The sequence below is a fragment of the Sediminispirochaeta smaragdinae DSM 11293 genome (genome assembly GCF_000143985.1).
GTDB lineage: Bacteria > Spirochaetota > Spirochaetia > DSM-16054 > Sediminispirochaetaceae > Sediminispirochaeta > Sediminispirochaeta smaragdinae.
In genome coordinates this window covers 439,875-457,762 of record NC_014364.1, presented here as the reverse complement: position 1 = coordinate 457,762, position 17,888 = coordinate 439,875, and the positions used below count along the sequence as shown (strand labels likewise).

The 17,888-nt window shown below is 44.4% G+C and carries 18 protein-coding genes and 1 tRNA gene; 6 read left to right on the top strand and 13 right to left on the bottom strand.

The window, feature by feature from the left end; all coding sequences use genetic code 11:
- Positions 1–86 precede the first annotated feature (86 nt).
- Positions 87–1,442: an amidohydrolase family protein gene (locus SPIRS_RS02250; protein WP_013253054.1), complete on the bottom strand. Its 1,356-nt coding sequence runs from the start codon at positions 1,440–1,442 to the stop codon at positions 87–89.
- Positions 1,443–1,565: 123 nt separating this feature from the next.
- On the opposite strand from SPIRS_RS02250, the gene SPIRS_RS02245 reads away from it, so the two are divergent.
- Positions 1,566–1,639: transfer RNA gene (locus SPIRS_RS02245), tRNA-Arg, on the top strand.
- Between the two features lie 515 nt (positions 1,640–2,154).
- Here SPIRS_RS02245 and SPIRS_RS02240 read toward each other — a convergent pair.
- The 3 genes from SPIRS_RS02240 to SPIRS_RS22845 form a co-directional block, all read right to left on the bottom strand.
- On the bottom strand, positions 2,155–2,424 hold the full coding sequence (locus tag SPIRS_RS02240; RefSeq protein WP_083771523.1) for a hypothetical protein: 270 nt from the start codon (positions 2,422–2,424) through the stop codon (positions 2,155–2,157).
- A gap of 428 nt (positions 2,425–2,852) precedes the next feature.
- A complete protein-coding gene (locus SPIRS_RS02235) occupies positions 2,853–3,689 on the bottom strand; it encodes an IS3 family transposase (RefSeq protein ID WP_013253052.1) in 837 nt (278 codons plus the stop codon).
- Complete coding sequence (locus SPIRS_RS22845) at positions 3,686–3,988, bottom strand: transposase (RefSeq protein WP_407635909.1); 303 nt, start codon at positions 3,986–3,988, stop codon at positions 3,686–3,688. The genes SPIRS_RS02235 and SPIRS_RS22845 overlap by 4 nt, the downstream gene beginning before the upstream one ends.
- 219 nt (positions 3,989–4,207) lie before the next feature.
- On the opposite strand from SPIRS_RS22845, the gene SPIRS_RS02225 reads away from it, so the two are divergent.
- Complete coding sequence (locus SPIRS_RS02225) at positions 4,208–5,392, top strand: ATP-binding protein (RefSeq protein ID WP_013253050.1); 1,185 nt, start codon at positions 4,208–4,210, stop codon at positions 5,390–5,392.
- Positions 5,393–5,554: 162 nt separating this feature from the next.
- On the top strand, positions 5,555–6,739 hold the full coding sequence (locus tag SPIRS_RS02220; RefSeq protein ID WP_013253049.1) for an IS256 family transposase: 1,185 nt from the start codon (positions 5,555–5,557) through the stop codon (positions 6,737–6,739).
- A 231-nt stretch (positions 6,740–6,970) separates the two neighbouring features.
- Here the strand turns inward: SPIRS_RS02220 and SPIRS_RS02215 are convergent, their stop codons facing one another.
- Positions 6,971–7,900, bottom strand: coding sequence for a hypothetical protein (locus SPIRS_RS02215; protein WP_013253048.1), 930 nt, complete (start codon positions 7,898–7,900; stop codon positions 6,971–6,973).
- Between the two features lie 377 nt (positions 7,901–8,277).
- Entirely contained in the window at positions 8,278–8,823 is a 546-nt protein-coding gene (locus tag SPIRS_RS21705; protein WP_171814752.1) for a DDE-type integrase/transposase/recombinase, read from the bottom strand.
- Between the two features lie 31 nt (positions 8,824–8,854).
- Here SPIRS_RS21705 and istA point away from each other — a divergent pair, with 31 nt between their 5' ends.
- The 3 genes from istA to SPIRS_RS02195 are packed head-to-tail and all read left to right on the top strand — an operon-like array spanning position 8,855 to position 10,545.
- Positions 8,855–9,724: an IS21 family transposase gene (istA, locus tag SPIRS_RS02205; RefSeq protein ID WP_049784573.1), complete on the top strand. Its 870-nt coding sequence runs from the start codon at positions 8,855–8,857 to the stop codon at positions 9,722–9,724.
- Complete coding sequence (gene istB, locus SPIRS_RS02200) at positions 9,643–10,128, top strand: IS21-like element helper ATPase IstB (protein ID WP_083771440.1); 486 nt, start codon at positions 9,643–9,645, stop codon at positions 10,126–10,128. Before istA ends, istB begins: the two co-directional genes overlap by 82 nt.
- 6 nt (positions 10,129–10,134) lie before the next feature.
- On the top strand, positions 10,135–10,545 hold the full coding sequence (locus SPIRS_RS02195; RefSeq protein ID WP_171814751.1) for a hypothetical protein: 411 nt from the start codon (positions 10,135–10,137) through the stop codon (positions 10,543–10,545).
- Between the two features lie 138 nt (positions 10,546–10,683).
- Here the strand turns inward: SPIRS_RS02195 and SPIRS_RS02190 are convergent, their stop codons facing one another.
- The 7 genes from SPIRS_RS02190 to SPIRS_RS21700 all read right to left on the bottom strand — a co-directional run bounded on the left by SPIRS_RS02190 (position 10,684) and on the right by SPIRS_RS21700 (position 17,886).
- Complete coding sequence (locus tag SPIRS_RS02190; RefSeq protein WP_013253046.1) at positions 10,684–11,976, bottom strand: nickel pincer cofactor-dependent isomerase, group 22; 1,293 nt, start codon at positions 11,974–11,976, stop codon at positions 10,684–10,686.
- Between the two features lie 123 nt (positions 11,977–12,099).
- Entirely contained in the window at positions 12,100–12,837 is a 738-nt protein-coding gene (locus SPIRS_RS02185; RefSeq protein ID WP_013253045.1) for a FadR/GntR family transcriptional regulator, read from the bottom strand.
- Between the two features lie 47 nt (positions 12,838–12,884).
- Positions 12,885–14,327, bottom strand: a complete 1,443-nt coding sequence (locus SPIRS_RS02180) for a tripartite tricarboxylate transporter permease (protein WP_407635914.1) — start codon at positions 14,325–14,327, stop codon at positions 12,885–12,887.
- 71 nt (positions 14,328–14,398) lie between these two features.
- Positions 14,399–14,800, bottom strand: coding sequence for a tripartite tricarboxylate transporter TctB family protein (locus tag SPIRS_RS22840; protein WP_407635913.1), 402 nt, complete (start codon positions 14,798–14,800; stop codon positions 14,399–14,401).
- 117 nt (positions 14,801–14,917) lie between these two features.
- Complete coding sequence (locus SPIRS_RS02170; RefSeq protein ID WP_013253042.1) at positions 14,918–15,937, bottom strand: tripartite tricarboxylate transporter substrate binding protein; 1,020 nt, start codon at positions 15,935–15,937, stop codon at positions 14,918–14,920.
- Positions 15,934–16,872, bottom strand: a complete 939-nt coding sequence (locus SPIRS_RS02165; RefSeq protein ID WP_013253041.1) for an NAD(P)-dependent oxidoreductase — start codon at positions 16,870–16,872, stop codon at positions 15,934–15,936. Before SPIRS_RS02165 ends, SPIRS_RS02170 begins: the two co-directional genes overlap by 4 nt.
- A gap of 6 nt (positions 16,873–16,878) precedes the next feature.
- A complete protein-coding gene (locus tag SPIRS_RS21700) occupies positions 16,879–17,886 on the bottom strand; it encodes a zinc-dependent alcohol dehydrogenase (protein WP_013253040.1) in 1,008 nt (335 codons plus the stop codon).
- Positions 17,887–17,888 lie beyond the last annotated feature (2 nt).

The window sequence follows — 17,888 nt, the reverse complement described above, 5'->3', positions numbered from 1 at the left end:
AAGGGACCGCCCTGACTACCTACAGGGCCGTGTTTTTTCTTTGCCAATGTTATTGAGATTGTACCCTATCGGATCTCCCACGCCATCTATACTGCAACCCCCGCCCTGCGGAAAAGTTCGCTGCAGCTCTGACGTGCATCCGAGAGAACCTTTTCCTCATCGATATCGGTAAACTCTTTTTTCTCGAGCAAGATTCGTCCGTCCACCATAACGGTATCCACACTTGCACTACCAAGGTTATAGACAATCGCCGAATCGGCATGATGGACCGGCATGGCAAAGGGGCTGTCCAAATCGATCAAAACAATATCGGCCTTTTTCCCCACCTCAAGAGAGCCGATAGCTTGCGGCTGGCCGAAGGCATGGGAACCACCACGGCAGGCAAAACGAATAACATCCATGGGGAGCAAGGCCATGGCATTGAGGGTAGACAACTTGGCCAGAAGCGCCGTGGTTTTCAGTGTTTCCATCATATCCTGATTATTGTTGCTGCCAGGACCGTCTGTTGCGAGGGCGACATGGATGCCAAGATCCTTCATTTCCGGTATCCGTGCGGCACCCGAGGCAAGGTACATGTTGGAAACCGGGCAATGTACCACCGTGGCCCCGCTCTTTTTCACCAGTTCAAGCTCATTGTCCTCAAGCCAAACGCTGTGGACAAGTTGCATCTCGGGGCCGAGGATACCAAGGGAATCAAGCCATTCAATATGCCGATTTCCACGATCCTTAAGGTTCATCTCGATCTCTTCCCTGGTCTCTGCCACATGAATGTGGTTTCCAACCTTCCACGCCTTTACAAGCTCCCACGTCTTCAGCATAGTTTCATTACTGCAACCCCAGGGAATAAGCGGAGCAGGCTCAAAGGTAAGCCGACCGTTCGCCTTACCATGCCAGCCATGATACAAGCGTTCCAATTCCGAGATAATATAATCAGCAGTAAGCTGAAGGGTCGGATGATAGTTCATATCGGCCCATCCATAGGCATGTCTGAAGCGAATCCCTAAGTCTTCCGCCGCCGCAAATACCGCATCGTCAACCCCAGGTTCGGTATGAATATACTGATGGTCGATAACCGATGTTGCACCGCCACGAATATTTTCGAGAATGCCAAGCCGGGCAGCCATCCCTGCATTCCCGCTATCCATCGATTTTGCCACCGGCCAGATCGCCGTTTCAAGCCACTTGAGCAATGGCTTGTCATCGGCCAAACCCCGCAAAAAGGACTGAAAAAGGTGGGTATGCGCATTGACCATTCCGGGCATCACGGCCATAAGACTTGCGTCGATGATTTTCGAAGCCTCATCCCTGGTCCTTTCATCGGCATCCCCCTGTCCGACCTTCACAATATGATCATCTTCCACCAAAACATAGCCACTCTTATAGACCGTGTTCGAATCATCAACGGTAAGAATGGTTCCGTTTTCGATTAATGTCGTTGCCATATCCGCCCCCTTAGTCATCAGATGACTCAATCTTTACATGATTATAAAAAGATGTCAACGAAGGATATAGAAGCAAACATTGACACTCAGGAGAAAAACCGTGTACAAATAAGATATTATTGTGCTCCCGTAGCTCAGCAGGATAGAGCGACTGCCTCCTAAGCAGTAGGTCACGCGTTCGAATCGCGTCGGGGGTAAAATTATTTCATTCCATAATAAGGATTTACAAAAGCTTCCAATTAACTTACACTTCCATATTATCAATTGCACCCTATATTGCACCTGAAATGAGGTTATGGTTATGCCACGGCATTCTGATCCTTGGACGGTAAAACGGGTTCGTGGTTACTGGTACTACAAGCTTAGAAGTGAATCCGTTTATCATTCAACAGGAATTAAAGTTGGTAATTGGAAAAGCACAAAGCCAAAAGCGGAACGATATGCTCAAGAAGCTGCAGCAGTAGATTCACGTAAGTACAATACATTCTATAAAGAATTTGTATGCCGAAATGCCATATAACGTTTCGACAATATACAAGATAACCCCACCTCCTTGTGGGGTTGAGGTATTGTGAGAAAAATATAGTATACTTTTGGGACTGAAACGACAAAGGCGCCTAACTACATAATCGCTGAGGTTCGCGCCGATTTCCGGGGTTCCATATATTGTATGATCTTCTCTTCGTAAACTGCATCCTGCTCTGCAGATCATTCACTCCAGAACCCCTTCGTTGATGGTCTCTCGTATCACCCTCACCAGGGTCGCAAGTCTCATGGCAAAGAGGTCCCGGTTTGCCCGACAACCGTTTCGAAAGAAATCCTGGATGAGATAGCCCATGGACTCAAGATGTTCATCAGTTGCTTGAATTTCTTGACAGGAAAAGGAAATGGTTGTAGATTGGTTAGTAAATACCAATTTATCACCTACATCCTTATTTGCCGCTACCAAACCGGTAGCGGTTTTTATGTCTGTACTGCTCATGTTTTGCACCTTGTAGTGATCTCTGGTAAACCCCTCGCCACGGAGACCATCCTCTTGAAAGAGCCGTTTGTGAAACAAATTTCCCCACATCCTCGTGGTTTTGGCGTGTGGTTGGCGCCGTATAGGGACCGATCTGATTTGAACGGGTAGAGGTTCGCCTTTCATGATTGCAACGCCATGCCCCATTTTCTGCCTGAACGCTACTGGCAGACACACTCATCGGAATGAGGTACCGATACAATACCGTTTCGCTACAGTCCCATAATCCGGGCTTACAGCGGCCCCCTTTCAAAACAATAACAGGGGACTATAATTCGAGCCCAGGGCGACGGAGATATGAGCCCGCATAATCCCCCTCATTTATGCTGAGCCCGTTTGTCAAACAGTTTTGCAAACTATTTAAGGTGGAACCTACCGGTATAATCTGACTATGCAGCAGCTTTAAGCTCCTTTTCCTGGAATGATATATACATCTCTTCCGGAGTCCTATAATCCAGGCCCTGATGAAATCTTCGGCTGTTGTAGAACCTGAAGTACCGGGTAAGTCCGGTTTTCAGTTCTCGCACTGATTCATAGGACTTCAAGTAAATATCTTCATACTTGAGAGTTCGCCAGAACCGTTCAACATAGATATTATCCCGCCAACGGCCCTGACCATCCATACTGATTTCTACACCTTCATCTTTCAGGATTTGAAGAAAGCCATAGGAGGTAAACTGACTTCCCTGGTCTGTATTGAAGATCGCAGGCGTGCCATAGTTTCTCAGGGCGTCCTTTAACGCTTCACAGCAGAACTCTGCATCCATAGTGAGTGAAATCCTCCAGCTTAAAACTTTACGGCTATAGAGATCCATAATGGCAACCAGATAAACATATCCTGTTTCAAGCTTCAGATAGGTAATATCGGTCGCCCAGACCTGATTGGGATATCTGATCCTCTTTCCTTTCAGCAGATATGGATAAACCGGATGCTCCTTCTTCGGGATGGATGTCAATTTCTTCGGTGACAGCGCTTTAAGGCCCAATTCTTTCATGAAACGGCGGACCCGTTTTACCGTAGAGACAATAGATTCATTGCCCAGTTCAAGCATCTGTTTACGGTAACCATAAAACGGATACTTTATAAACAACTCTTTCAGCTTGATCATTTCTTCTATATCAGCCCGTTGTGGGGCACGTTTTTTGTAGTAGTGGTGAGAACGACTTACACCAACCAGTTCGCTTTGCCGAGCAATAGAGAGATGACGGTCAGAAGGATCAATCATTCGTAATCCTTTCCGTACAGTTGCTTGTACTTTTTTTTTAACCATTCATTCTCGTATTTTGCTTGGCCAAGTTGTTTATAGAGTTCCTGTTCACGCTTTTTCACCTCGTCAAGTTCCTGGTTCTTTTTGTTCTTACGCTCAAAAAGGGAACTCGCATTCTGTAGAAGTTGTTTCTTCCAGGCACTGATCTGGTTGGGATGGACTTCATACTCCTCTGCCAGCTCCTGCAGTGTTTTTTCTTCCTTCAGCGCTTCAAGAGCTACCTCGGCCTTGAACTCTTCATCAAACTTTCGTCTCACGTACTTCTCCTTGTATATGGTATCATACATCGGAGATTCCACCTTACTCCTTGTTAAAAACTGTTCGCAAATCTGGGCTCAGCATAGAAAGAGCACAAACACCTGTCAGTGAACGCCACGTGTCTCAATTGGATGTTATGTTCACCCAAATAAACTAAATATACGATAGTAACGTATGAAATGCTTGTATAATGAACTATTAAGTGTTACCATAAGACCATGGATATTCAAGAACTATTATTTCAATATAACCCATGGTGGGTTGGCACCTTCAGTACCGAAGGTTTTATTAATAGAACAAGCTACTTTGAGAAGCTGAAGAAACAAATAGATTCAAAACCAATAATATTTTTAACAGGATTGAGACGTGTCGGAAAAACAACGCTAATGAAAATTCTGATTGATTATATGATTAAAAGTGGTATTGATGAAAATCACATATTCTATGTTAGCTTAGATGATTATTCATTGAGCAAAATGTTATTATCTGAGATTTTGATAGAATATAGAAAAATCCATAAATTATCATTCGATGAGAAAATCTATGTATTTTTTGATGAAATAACATATAAAGATGATTATCATCAGCAGCTGAAGAATATTTATGATAATCAGAATGTAAAACTATTTGTTACATCTTCATCAAGTTCATTGCTAAAAGATAAAAAAGCATTCTTAACTGGAAGAGCTTTAACATATGAAGTAAAACCTTTGGATTTTAATGAGTATTTGAAATTTAAAGGAATTGAGATAAAAGGAAGTGAAACGTATCTATTCGACTCATATTTTAGGGATTACATGAAAGAGGGTGGAATGCCTGAAAATGTATTGAAACCAAGCCGAGAATATTTAATGAATTTAATAGATGATATTATCCAAAAAGATATAACTGCGTTTAATGGACTGCGAAATCATCAAATAGTAAGAGAATACTATACGTTATTAATGGAAAGAAGCGGAAAACAGCTTAGCATAAACAAAATAGCAAATATCTTAAAACTGTCTGTCGATACAGCAAGAAGATATTTGGGATATTTTGAAAATACTTTTTTAGTTCATCTATTACCACGTTATGGTAAAACTAATGAAAGATTGTTATCCGCAAAGAAATTGTACGCTTGTGATCTTGGAATAAAACATTTATTCATAGGTGACAGAGATTTAGGAAGCTATTTTGAAAATTATATCTATTTGAAAATGAAGAATAATAAAGAATTATTCTATGTATATGAAAATGGGTATGAAATAGATTTCATAACAGATGACAAGATATTAATAGAATCAAAATACAATTCAGAAATCAAAGGGAAACAAAAGATCTTATTTGATGAATTTGATGCGAAAGAGAAATATGTTATAGATTCTGTTAAAAAATTGAAGATATTAGAAGACTTTGAGAAATAAAGGAAAAAGATAGTTAGAAGAACATAATCAGCAATTGGAGCAGACGTGGTGACTGCCAGATGACGTATAATATCTTGCGCAAATTCTAATTTCGATAAAAAGAAAGTCCTCAATCTGACGATTGATTAAGTACGACCAAAACCAAGTCAGAAAGAGGACTATATGAACAGTAAGATTATCGAGATAAATGAGGAAGAAGTTAAAGCCCATTTGGGGGAATTTGTACGGGAAACTGTCGAAGAGACGTTGAATGCCATGCTGGAAGCTGAAGCCGAGCAATTAGTCAATGCCCAGAAGCATGAGAGAAACACAGATCGGAAGGGGTATCGAGCCGGCCATTATAACCGAAAGCTGTTGACCAAGGCTGGTGAAGTAACCATTCAGATGCCAAAGTTGAAGAAGGTAACCTTCGAAACGGCGATCATTGAACGGTACAAACGCCGGGAGATTTCCGTAGAGGAAGCGATGGTGGAAATGTACTTGGCAGGAGTGTCGGTGCGGAGAGTCGAAGACATCACAGAAGCCCTGTGGGGAGCGGTAGTGTCACCGGGAACGATCAGTAATCTCAACAAGAAAATCTACGAAGAAATCGAGAAGTGGCGGAACCTGCCGCTTGAGAGCCATTACGCCTATGTGTATCTGGACGGGATCTGGATGAAGCGATCCTGGGCCGGTGAAGTGAGAAATGTGTCGGTTCTGGTTGCCATTGGTGTCAATCAGGATGGATTTCGGGAGATTATCGGGGTTGCAGAGGGCACTAAGGAAGATAAGGACAGCTGGCAACGCTTCTTGAGGTATCTCAAAGAACGCGGCCTTGCGACTGTCGATATGTTCATCTCCGACAAATCTTTGGGGTTAGTCGAATCGATGCCGGAGTTTTATCCCCAGGCACGCTGGCAACGCTGTGTCGTCCACTTCTACCGGAACGTATTCAGTTTTGTTCCCCACGGCAAAGTGAAAGAGGTTGCCACAATGCTGAAGGCAATCCACGCCCAGGAGAACAAGGAAGAGGCGATCAGGAAAAAGGATCTCATTGCTCAGAAGCTCATGGATATAAAACTTTATAAAGCGGCTGCCCTTGTGCGGGAAGGATCCTTCGAAACCTTTTCGTACTATCACTTCCCGGTGGAGCACTGGAAAAGAATCAGGACCAACAATGGACTTGAAAGAATCATGCGAGAAATCAGAAGGAGGACACGAGTAATCGGTTCATTCCCTGATGGAGAATCTGCCCTGATGCTGGTCTCGGCCCGGCTGCGTCATATCTCAGGTTCTACATGGAATGAACGGAAGTATCTGAATATGGACCTGCTGATTGATTACGATCGGGAGGATCAGGTCTCATAAGTAAATTCTTCAGATTGAGGCAAAAAGAATTTGCGCAAGATTATTGACACTACCGACTGCCATTGTTTGTGCTGGGGGCTGGGTAAAGAAGAGCTTGATTTAAAAGTGGAAGCACTAATCTACCAAAGATATGGTATAATTCATGAAAGAAAGAGCACAAACACATGCCAGTGAACGCCACGCAGCTCAATTGAATGTTATGTACAAACGATGCGACGGAAAGAACACTGATTATTTAAACGTAAATACAGTATTGCGGGAGAGTTCTTTTAAATCCTCTACGATTTGGGACGCATAGCCTTTCATGGGTTGTCCTTCAATAATGATGACATTGTCGCCGACGACAAAAAAGCAATTGTAAAGAAATGTGACCACATTTTCACTGTTTTTGTATTGGAGTAAAATTTCATACCCTTCGCTTCCAGTACTTTCATTTTTGCATATCGTTTGTTCTTTGTTTGTAATGGATTGCCCCTTTGCCTTTTCATTGTTTAACGCAATCTGGGTATAGTAATTCATATAAGATCCATACCTTTTTATAATCGTTTCTTGCTTGATTTCAGGGATTTTTCCAATTGATACAATAGCGGAATTTCCATCAGGATAGTTTTTTTGAAAGTAATGCCTGATAGATACCAATTGTGTGAAGAAAAAGCCTTGATTGGGTAGAGCGAAAAATTGTAGTTCTTGAATATCGCCCACCTTCTCGGGGTTAATCGTGATGGTGTCACGGATACGGGCATATCGATTCATAAAATGTTTATCGAGTAAGGGAACCCCCATATAAGTGAGCGTATACACATAGCCTTTTGTAGCAATAATGTACATTAATTGTTCAAACGAATTATTGCGTATATGGAAAAAGCTATTATTCGGACTGATTTGAGATTCTACTAATTCAGCCTGGGTATTAGATTTCATCGTGGTGGTTATTTGTTGCACAATTTGATCATACGGATAGGTGCTGATGCCGATGGTCAGCGATGTTTGCAGAGGGCCAGTGAAGGCATTGTATTTGGTGTTCCAACTAAAGCCTTCGGGAAGTTCGAAGTAAAGGTTCGTTCCCGGAAACTGCGTTAACGACTCACCGGGTAGGAATGCCGCACCACATACCCATATAATGAGTGAAAGTACAAGTAGTCGCCTATAATTTATTCTCATCTTTCGTTCCTAAGAGTTGAGATTTGTACAGTTCAACACCTTATAAACACTTATCTAAGATATCCATTTACAGTTTCGGTACATACTGAAACTCATGAATATCATACACCCGAAGATCCGATTCGTCCAAGTATCCCAATATAAAATCCCTGAACCAGATCCTGAAGATACCCTCTCCCAATTCCTCTATCCCGATATTCTTAGTGGATAGTGCTGTAGAGATCGGAGTCCAGCGATTCTTTCCTGACCGTACATTCCCATTTCCACATACATGTTTTACCAGGTATTCAGCAGGATATTCCCAATCAGATATTTTGTTCGAGTAGATACGCTTAGACTTCTCATGTACACTCTTCGGCACTACCATCCCCAATGCTTCATGCGGACGAACCTCGTTGAAACTCATTCATTTTCCGTTGTTGTGCCTGTAAGGTTTTTCCAGGCTTATTACAGGCTGCTGCTTTCAATTCTCGGTGCATTCGTTCATGTCGGCCATTCTGTTGCGGTGATGCCGGATCGCTGTACACTGGCTGAACTCCTAACTCCATCAGCCATACAGCAAACTTGGTGATTCGTCCCAGGGACCGAATACTGGCAAACGGTGAACCGTTATCCGTGTGCAGTTGTACAGGAAGTCCATAAACCTTGAATACATCAATAAATATCGGCGTTGTTTCTTCAAAATTAGGATTATGCAGCCCTTTTATGGCAAGGATCATCCTGGAATAGCTGTCGCAAATAGTAAGGGGATAACAGTACCTTCCATTCCCCATTTTAAACTTACCCTTGTAATCGGCGCTCCATACCTGGTTACAGCCCTCCGGTGTCGCCACCGGAGGTAAATTGCAGGAAATCATCGGAATGAAATTGGAGACTCCGGCTTGAAAAAAAGGGCGGTACCTCCTTGTAATGGTTGTAGCCAAACAATCATAAAAACAAGGAGTACGCCCTACAATGCTGGAGTTACTGATGCATGAAGCACAGATGTTGAAACGACAGGGCAAGAAGATCAGAGAAATTGCTGAATCCCTCGGGAAAAGTGAACGCATGGTTCACTACTATCTGACGGAGCCCTCACGACCACGTAAAAAACGGAACTATCCGAGCAAGCTCGACCCATTCAAACCCTACATTGATACTATACCCGAGGATGATCCCTCGTTCAATCGGGAAGTCCTGCTCCGTCAATTACGAAAGCAAGAATACGCAGGTAGCGTGACGATCCTCAGGGACTATGCTGCAAAGAAAGCGGCCGAGTGTAACCGGAAAGCGGTTATCCGCTTTGAAACAGAACCAGGGTTCCAGGCGCAGGTTGACTGGAAGGAATTAGGGAACCACCGGGTCGATGGGAGATTGAAGAAGCTCTACGCATTTGTAATGGTCTTCGGTTATTCCCGCAAGCCATTTGTCATACACACTACCAGCATGGACCAGGCGACAGTCCTGATGTGCCATGTTCTTGCGTTTCAGTACTTTGGCGGTGTACCGCAGGAAATCCTGTACGACAATATGAAAACTGCATTTATCTACTCAACGACAGATGGGAAGTGGGTACCGAACAAGCATCTCCTTTCACTGGCCCGGCATTATGGATTTACTCCGCGGCGCTGTCAGGTACGGCGACCACAGACCAAAGGCAAGGTGGAACGGTTTATTCACTTTTACGAGAACAATTTCTGGATTGAGCACAAAACCTTCCCTCCTGGCCAAAGGGAGGACTTACTCAGAAGCAGTTCAACGAGCTGTCCAATCTGGCGTTTATCGAGCGCAGGGAAAACATCATTCTCCTCGGACCAAGCGGTCTGGGAAAGACTCACCTCATGACGGCTCTGGGACAAAAAGCCTGCCTAAATGGCTACACCGCATACTTTATCAGCTGTCTGGACCTATTGGAACGATTACAGCGGTCACGGGACCAGGGACGGCTAAAGAACAAGCTGACATGGTTCGGGAAACCTCATGTTCTGCTGATAGATGAAGTCGGTTACGAAAACCTCAATTCAGAGCAAGCTGCATTGTTTTTCCAGCTTATTAATACCCGGTATGAACGTGGATCTATCATCCTCACTTCAAATAAAACTTTTGGCAAGTGGGGTGAGATTATGGCTGATGATGCAGTCGCCACTGCAACTCTGGACAGGCTCTTGCATCATTCCCATGTGGTGAGCCTTAAAGGCGATTCGTATCGTATGAAAGACAGAATGAAGATTGGAGCCGTTGGCTTCTAAAGATTTTTGCCGGAACTCTGCAATTTAACTCCGGTGAAAAACTGCAATTTCATTCCGGTGTTGACACCTGATTACACAGTAGCAGAAAAACTTGAGGAACAAGCGGAACAATATAAAGAAACAAATCTTGAAGAAATTTCTGAAAATCTTTTAGGAAATTTGAAAGATAGGAAATCTGACAAAGCGGCAAAAATGACCACACTACTTAATCAGTTGTATAAATTTGTAGACCAAGGCGGTCATATAGAAACATATGAAAAAGAAGAAAGTGATGATATTCAAGAAGATGATTCTGATGGGACAAAGCAGATAGAAAATGATATAGATTTAAAGCACCATATTTTCAATGAAATAAGAAGACTCCAATATGACATCGATGAATTAAAATACCTGACCGAGCCGGAAAGGGAAAAATGAAAGAGATTGCCGTATTTGAGAACTGAAGTTACAATTGCTAAGGTGAAATAAAATGTAAGGTGAGGCCAGGCAGCTTAAGTGAACTGTCAACACCAAAACAAATTAAGTCATAAGATGAGTATCACCGTTTGCTTTCGTTTACCATAAATTTCCTTCAGCATCGAATTCGAGGAATTCCGGTTCACTTTCCACAGTATAGAACGAATTCGATCGTACTTGATCATAATAGATTTCACTCATCAGAATGCGGCTGATATGCATGCTGTTGGGAATTCGGATAATACGGACCTTTTTCCTATCGATCTCGTTACAGGTTTGGATACAAACTTGGATGGCTTCCCTGTCATTCTCCATCGTAAGCGGTATCCGAACTCCCCCGAGTACGGTACTGGTGATTACATTTGAATACATCGAGTCTATATCAAGTTTATCGACTGCCCGTTGTGTCGTCACATTTGCCATACCAATACCTACCCCATTCCCGTGTGTTTCGTCACTGAGATCCAGCACACATACCCGTTGTGCGCAAATACCTCCCTCAGCATATGGAGTGGAAAAAGTACCGGTGATGTTTGGATCCATGCCATCTCCACTATAGTTCTTTCCGATTTTATCGACAATTAAAACATCGCAATATTCCTCATAGAGCTTGGGCATCAATGAGTATGCTTCCTGCAACAACTTCGGCTCTTCTTCAATGATTGATTCCGCACCGATTGCAAGAATCCGTTGTGTCTCATCGAATGCATTTTCGATGACCGGTACGGCGAACAAAATCGGAGCGTTTTTGAGGATAGCCTTCCCAAAAAGCTCAACGTTCCTCCCCATGGTCCTGAATCCCATTTCATGGCATGCTTCCGCGCCATGTTGATTGCCCAACCCAATAGCCATCATTTTCATAATCCCACTCTCGTAGGGGCCACGGAAGGCAGTGTGTGGTTTAACCCTATTAAAAAGGATGATTCCATCAGCTGAGAAAGCGTACTTGTCGATGAACGCATCCCTTCCATCATCGGTTTTTCCGATACACACCACCTCCATTGAGGACAGGATAGGACAACCGAGATATGCTTCTGTCACACCATACCCTTCGATAAGCTTGCGTTGTCCCTCGGCAGTGGAGGAACCATGGCTTCCCATTGCAGGAACAATGAACGGAAAGGCACCTCGAGCGAAGACTTCCTCAACAATACTCTTGACTATAATTGGAAGATTATTGATCCCTCTTGATCCTACGGTGACCGCGACTTTCATACCAGGCAGGACACGATTTCCAATCCCCTTCTGGGAGATCACCTTCTGTACCACCAAAGGAATCTCCAATGGATCCATGCTGTTTCTATCGAAGTTCTGCCGAACCCCAAAAAACCTGGGGATCGAAGTATGTTGGACCAATTGGGAACTCATCGGCCGCTTTCTTCCAGCAATCATCTGCCTCTCCTCATGATGGATCGTCTAATTTCAAGATAATTTCGGTTATTCAGAAAAGAATGATCGGATGACCGAATCCCTTGGTGTGTTGACAGGGGAATAATTTTCTATTCAAGAATATCCCTATTTTAACGGAGGATGATGCTTCAACGCAGTCTTGGGGCGAATCAGGTACTCCAAATGTTTCTGCATAAGATTGATTACATTTCTATTTTTCTGTTTCAATTCCTCATGGATCTTTTCATGATACATCTGGATAGTGTTAAGGTTGCCTTTCGAGAAAGCGACCTCAACTTCTCGTAGTATTGGTATCCGAATCACCGAATATATGTTGGACAGGAAGTTGTTACGTGCCAAACTCACGATATTCTTATGGAAAAGTAGATCAATTTCCATGTAGCCGACACAGTCGTCAGATTGGCACAACCCCTTCATCTGCTGCAAGAGTCCTTCCATCTCCTCCAACGGGTCATCCTCATCAGATTCTAAGTAGTGTTCTACCGCGTATGTCTCAATCAGTACCCGCAAATCCTTTATGTTCTTCACTTCCTCCGGACTGAGCTTCAAAAACAAATTCATCGCCGGATGATGAAATTGCCGGAAGAAGGTATCTACCGTGACCTCGTTGAGAATCAGGCCCTTTCCTTGGACCGAGTGGATAAGTCCGATATTGTTCAACATCGAGACACACTCCCTGACACTCGTCTTACTGAGATTCAGGTTCTCGGATATCTGGGATTCGCTGAGAAGTTTGTCGCCAGGTTGCGATCCGTTGGTCGTAATGTAGGAAATTATCTCGTCAGTAATCTGAGAAACTCGCGAGTCAACTGCATCTCTATATGCTTCCAGATTATCCACCATTTGTTACCCCACAAGACATTGTATCATAGCCCTTTGGCCTTGTCTGATCATTTAGTTTTCCCAAACCGCTTGAAGAGTGGTGAGAGCAGCGCGGTCAAAATCACCAAGAACATGATGAGTGAAAGCGGTCTGGTAAAGAACGGAGCGGCCGAGTATCGTCCCGCCAACATTGCTTGTCTGAAATTGGTATCGGCCAATGTACCAAGAATGATACCAAGGGCCATTGGGGCGGGAGGAAGTTTGAACTTTCGCATTACGATCCCGAGGAGACCGAAACATAGCATGAGGATTACATCGAATTTCCTCAGGTTGATCATGTAGGCACCAAATACACAGAACACCATCACGATCGGCATAAGAATTCCTACAGGAGCCTTTAAGATCTTCGAGATCACCTTCGTGATTGCACAGCCTTCTATCCACATGATAACATTGACGATAAACAAGGTTCCCGCTAGGAAATAGACAAATCCAGGATTCTCGAAAAAGAATGTCGGTCCTGGTTTATAACCATGCATCTGGATTCCACCGAGTATTATCGCAGAAACGGCATCTCCTGGAATCCCCAATGTCAACAAGGGAATGAACACACCACTGGTCGCTGCATTATTAGCCGTCTCCGAAGCAATGATTCCCTCATAGGATCCGTGGCCGTACTCCTCTGGAGTCTTGCTTTGTTTCTTCGCTGTTCCATATGCCACCCAAGAGGCGATATCTGGACCAACGCCTGGCAGTGCACCGATGAAGGTTCCTATGATACTCGAACGAGCAAAGTTGATAGGATACCTCTTGAGCAATGAGAAGCTCTTCTTCACCAGAGAACCCAATTTTGCCTCAGGTCCTCCATCGAGGATGTCGTGGGAGGAAGGTTCCATCAAAGCAGAGAAGGCCTCTGTGAGACCAAACAGGCCTATCATCGCTGGAACTAAGTTAATTCCTCCGTAAAGTTGGGTTGTCCCAAAGCAAAGACGAGGCAATCCGTGGATTGGGTCCAGTCCCACACAAGCGATCAGCATCCCTGCAAATCCAGTTATGATTCCTTTATAATTTTTCATGTCGCCGGTAGTGAGGGTTGCGCTAATCAACACCCCCATTATAGCCAACCAGAAATACTCCCAATAACCAAACTTTAGAGCAAACTTTGCAATCACTGGGGTCAGAAGGGCCAGTACAATCAATCCGAAAATTCCTGCCAAGGAGGAGAATGTTGTTACAAGAATACCCACATCACCTCCTTCGCCCCGTTTAGAAAGTGGCCATCCATCAAGTGCAGTCGCTGCCGAAGAGGGCGTTCCAGGTACATTGAGAAGTATAGCAGACCTTGATCCACCGTATATCCCTCCGAGAAATACCGATATCAGGATTACAATCGCCTCGGCAGTGTTTAATCCAAAGGTCAGGGAAACCAGGATCGATACGGCCATCGTGGCGGTGAGCCCGGGAAGAGCTCCTACCACGATGCCCAAAAATGTTGCCAATATGGCAAACATCAACGTTTTAGGTTGCATCAACAACGCAAGATTCAATACTTCAGTCATGATGATTATTCCCCCTTTCTCTTCTATCTTGGCATCGGCAGATGTAGTACGAATTGGAACAACACAAACATCACCAGAGACAACAAGACAGAGACAATCAAAGCAGAAGACAATTTCCCATAGAACAGCATCACGCTCACAAACAGGAAGAGAAACGTCGAGATCACAAAACCAACCAACGGCATTAGGATTAATATGTACAAAACTGTCAGAATAATGATGATCGCAAGACGTCTGCTCTCCTTGGTAAAGTGAAACAATCCATTTGGGGAATCGTGCGCTTCTTGCGTTCCTGTGCTCTTTTGATGTTTCAGATACGCAACCAAAGAATCGATACACCACAAAACGCTGCATATTAAAATGATGGTCGATAAGATGGAGGGGAAAACACCTGGACCAACCAGAGGATTGCCCGTACTCTCCATTCCAAGCGATGTCAACAAAAAGAACAGAAACAGTAGGGAAGTGATTGCACTTACAATCAGTTCAAGTATGAACATCGTACTAAAACCTCACGTCATTTAAATTTCTACAGTATTATACTACAGCCGCTCCAACCCGAGTGTCGCAGGATCGATCTTTGCAAAACCAAGATCCCACAACATGTAGGCATTCACACGGGAACTCATCTCGGCGTAGGCTTGGGCGTCATCGCCGAACAGCTTTACAGGAAACATGACCTGCGTCTCACAAAACTTGTCGAAGGAGGGATCGGAGAGAGCTGTCTTGTAGGCCGCGATCAACTTCTCTTGGATCGGCTTCGGAGTATCTGCAGGAACAGCAAAACCTACCCAGCCACCGAACGGATCGTATTTTTGAAGCTGAGGATAAAGCTTGCTGGCATTGGGAACCACTGTACCATTGGATAGAGTGAACTCCTCTGAACCCCAGTATGCAAGTGCCCGAAGCTGGTCGCCCTTGATCAACTCCATTGCCTCACCGAATCCGCAACATGCAAAATCGACGTCCCCCTTCATCGCAGCGACTGCAGCATTGTATCCGCCACCAGAAGGAACAAACTCAGGAAGCTGTACTCCCGTTTCACTGCAGAGTAATGCTGTTGCTCTCGTCCATGCGCACCCGGCATCGGCCACTCCGGCTGTAAGCTTCTTAGCTTTCATTGCTGCAACCAATTCCTCCAATGTATGGATATTCGAATTCGGATTCACCAAGAAAACCGCAGGAACAGAGACTCCAATACCAAGATATGAAAGATCTTTGTAGGTAAACTTTGACTGTCCCATGACACCAATGCTGACAATATCGGTAGGTGCCGCCATCACGGTGTAACCATCATGTGTCTGATCCATCAGATACTGTGTACCGATGGAAGTACCCCCACCGGCCATATTTTGCACAGTAAAGGGCTGACCAAGTTCGTCTTCCATAACTTTCTGCGTAATCCTGGCGAGCTGATCGGTAGCACCGCCAGGACCGAAGGGAACGATCATCAGGATCGAACGATTTGGATAACTTTCTGCAGAATCTTCAGCTTGTGCCGCTGCGAAAACTGAAGACAACACGGCGGTGGACAACAATAATGCCACGCATACTTTTCTCATACAGTTCCTCCTTTGGAAACCTCGTGATTTTTTTCTCCTGCTAAGCAGGCTTTAATCTTCTTCAATGCGGTATTTTCCATGAATCGGAGTGTTTCATGGGTATATGCAGCAACATGAGGGGTACAAATCACATTTTCATGTGTGACAAGCCTATTCCTAATCTCTTCGTTTTCGAAAACATCAAGACCTGCTCCCATAATATGGCCATTCTGTAACCGCTCATATAGCTCTTCGTCATCCACCACTCCACCTCGGGAGGTGTTAATCAGGATCACTCCATGCTTCATACGTGAAAATGCTTCTTTGCCGATCAAATGATGGGTAGTTGACATCAACGGGATATGGATGGTTATGACATCCGATTGCTCGAATAATGTGGGCAAATCGACCATGTTCACTCCTTCCAAATCGAATGTACGAACATCGTAACCGAGACACTCCATTCCAAGAGCAGTTGCCATTTTCGCAACTTTTCTACCAATGGTCCCCATGCCGATAATGCCGAGTTTCTTATGTTGGACAGTATGCGAGCAGTATTGTACAAACTGACCATTAGACATACGCTGGCCCATCGGCAAAATCATCCGTGAAACACAGAGCATCAAGGTTATTGTCATCTCAGCAACCGCGTCACTATTGATACCAGGCATGTTAACTACCTGCACATGTGCCTTCCCGGCACTCTCCATATCAAAATTGTCGAGACCTACACCGAATTTCATTGCCACACGAAGGTCGGGACAGGTGAACAACTCCTTATCGGCTTTCTCCACCCCGACAATCACCCCTTTGATTCCCTTCGGATCAGCAAGCAACTCCTCTTTTGTGCAGTAGCGGATCCGCAATTCTAATTCATCAGCCAAAGCGGCATATGTATGCTCCCTATCGGGCAAACCGTTTCCAAATGCTGTTGTGATGATTGCTATGTTGTGCATATACTCCTATCTCCTGAAATCCAACACTTCCTTGATGCACGTACCGGCGTGTGTTTCAGTGTACCGGATCGCCTTGATCGAATCAGATAGACTCCAATATCCTGTGATGATGGCTTGAATCAACTTCGGATCGGTTTTGGTTAGCAAGTCCAATGCAGCCTTGAAATCCTCCCGTCGTGTCATTCTCGTACCCCTAACGGAAAGCTCTTTTTTTAAGATTGGTAACAGTTGAAAGCCAATCTCCGGCTTAGCCATACCAACGATGATGACCTCACCTCCCCTTTTTACGATTCGTTCGGTCAAGGTAACTGTGGAGGGAATCGAGACAGTATCGAACACTACATCGATATCCTCGGCCGGATAGGTATCACCAACGGAGTCGAGGACTTGATCAGCACCGATGATGCGTGCCGCCGACTTTCTGTTCTCGAGAACCTCAAAGACTAATACTTCTTCGAATAGTTCCTTCAATGCAATCAGGAGTGCGAGTCCGATTGGACCGGCGCCGATTATTGCAGTTTTCTTTCTGCCAGTCGAAGTAATCCGTGAAATCGCATGCATCGCGATGCTCAACGGTTCACTGAAGATAGCTTCCTCGAAGCGCAACGAGTCGGGAATTTTGTGAAGCATATCGATTTCGCAGAGGAAATAGTCGGCAAAACCTCCGTCACAATGGACTCCCAATACTCGTAACTCCTCACAGATGTTTTCCTTTCCTGATAAGCAGAGATCACACTTACCACATCTGAAGGAGGGATCAACGACAACCCGATCCCCAACTTTGAATGTTCCTTCATTTTCCGAAGCTGCAATTGCATCGATTACACCAACCAATTCATGTCCCATCACCGTTGGAAAGAGGAGTGATGGCTGCATTCCATGCAGGGCATGGATATCTGAACCACAGATACCAGCCAGGACAGTCTTGATCCTGACTTGACCTGTACGTGGTTCAAGCATAGGCCGTTCTTCCATGACTAAAATATTTTTATCTTTCAAGACGTTACAGATCATAT

What these genes read in the sequence shown, in the direction of transcription:
- SPIRS_RS02240 (WP_083771523.1), bottom strand. Translation starts at nt 2,424, where the DNA reads ATGAGCAGTACAGACATAAAAACCGCTACCGGTTTGGTAGCGGCAAAT.
- istA (WP_049784573.1), top strand. Translation starts at nt 8,855, where the DNA reads ATGCTGGAGTTACTGATGCATGAAGCACAGATGTTGAAACGACAGGGC.
- SPIRS_RS02180 (WP_407635914.1), bottom strand. Translation starts at nt 14,327, where the DNA reads ATGTTTGCCATATTGGCAACATTTTTGGGCATCGTGGTAGGAGCTCTT.
- SPIRS_RS02215 (WP_013253048.1), bottom strand. Translation starts at nt 7,900, where the DNA reads ATGAGAATAAATTATAGGCGACTACTTGTACTTTCACTCATTATATGG.
- SPIRS_RS02220 (WP_013253049.1), top strand. Translation starts at nt 5,555, where the DNA reads ATGAACAGTAAGATTATCGAGATAAATGAGGAAGAAGTTAAAGCCCAT.
- SPIRS_RS02250 (WP_013253054.1), bottom strand. Translation starts at nt 1,442, where the DNA reads ATGGCAACGACATTAATCGAAAACGGAACCATTCTTACCGTTGATGAT.
- SPIRS_RS02235 (WP_013253052.1), bottom strand. Translation starts at nt 3,689, where the DNA reads ATGATTGATCCTTCTGACCGTCATCTCTCTATTGCTCGGCAAAGCGAA.
- SPIRS_RS02185 (WP_013253045.1), bottom strand. Translation starts at nt 12,837, where the DNA reads ATGGTGGATAATCTGGAAGCATATAGAGATGCAGTTGACTCGCGAGTT.
- SPIRS_RS02170 (WP_013253042.1), bottom strand. Translation starts at nt 15,937, where the DNA reads ATGAGAAAAGTATGCGTGGCATTATTGTTGTCCACCGCCGTGTTGTCT.
- SPIRS_RS02190 (WP_013253046.1), bottom strand. Translation starts at nt 11,976, where the DNA reads ATGATTGCTGGAAGAAAGCGGCCGATGAGTTCCCAATTGGTCCAACAT.
- SPIRS_RS02225 (WP_013253050.1), top strand. Translation starts at nt 4,208, where the DNA reads ATGGATATTCAAGAACTATTATTTCAATATAACCCATGGTGGGTTGGC.
- SPIRS_RS02165 (WP_013253041.1), bottom strand. Translation starts at nt 16,872, where the DNA reads ATGCACAACATAGCAATCATCACAACAGCATTTGGAAACGGTTTGCCC.
- SPIRS_RS21700 (WP_013253040.1), bottom strand. Translation starts at nt 17,886, where the DNA reads ATGATCTGTAACGTCTTGAAAGATAAAAATATTTTAGTCATGGAAGAA.
- SPIRS_RS22840 (WP_407635913.1), bottom strand. Translation starts at nt 14,800, where the DNA reads ATGGAGAGTACGGGCAATCCTCTGGTTGGTCCAGGTGTTTTCCCCTCC.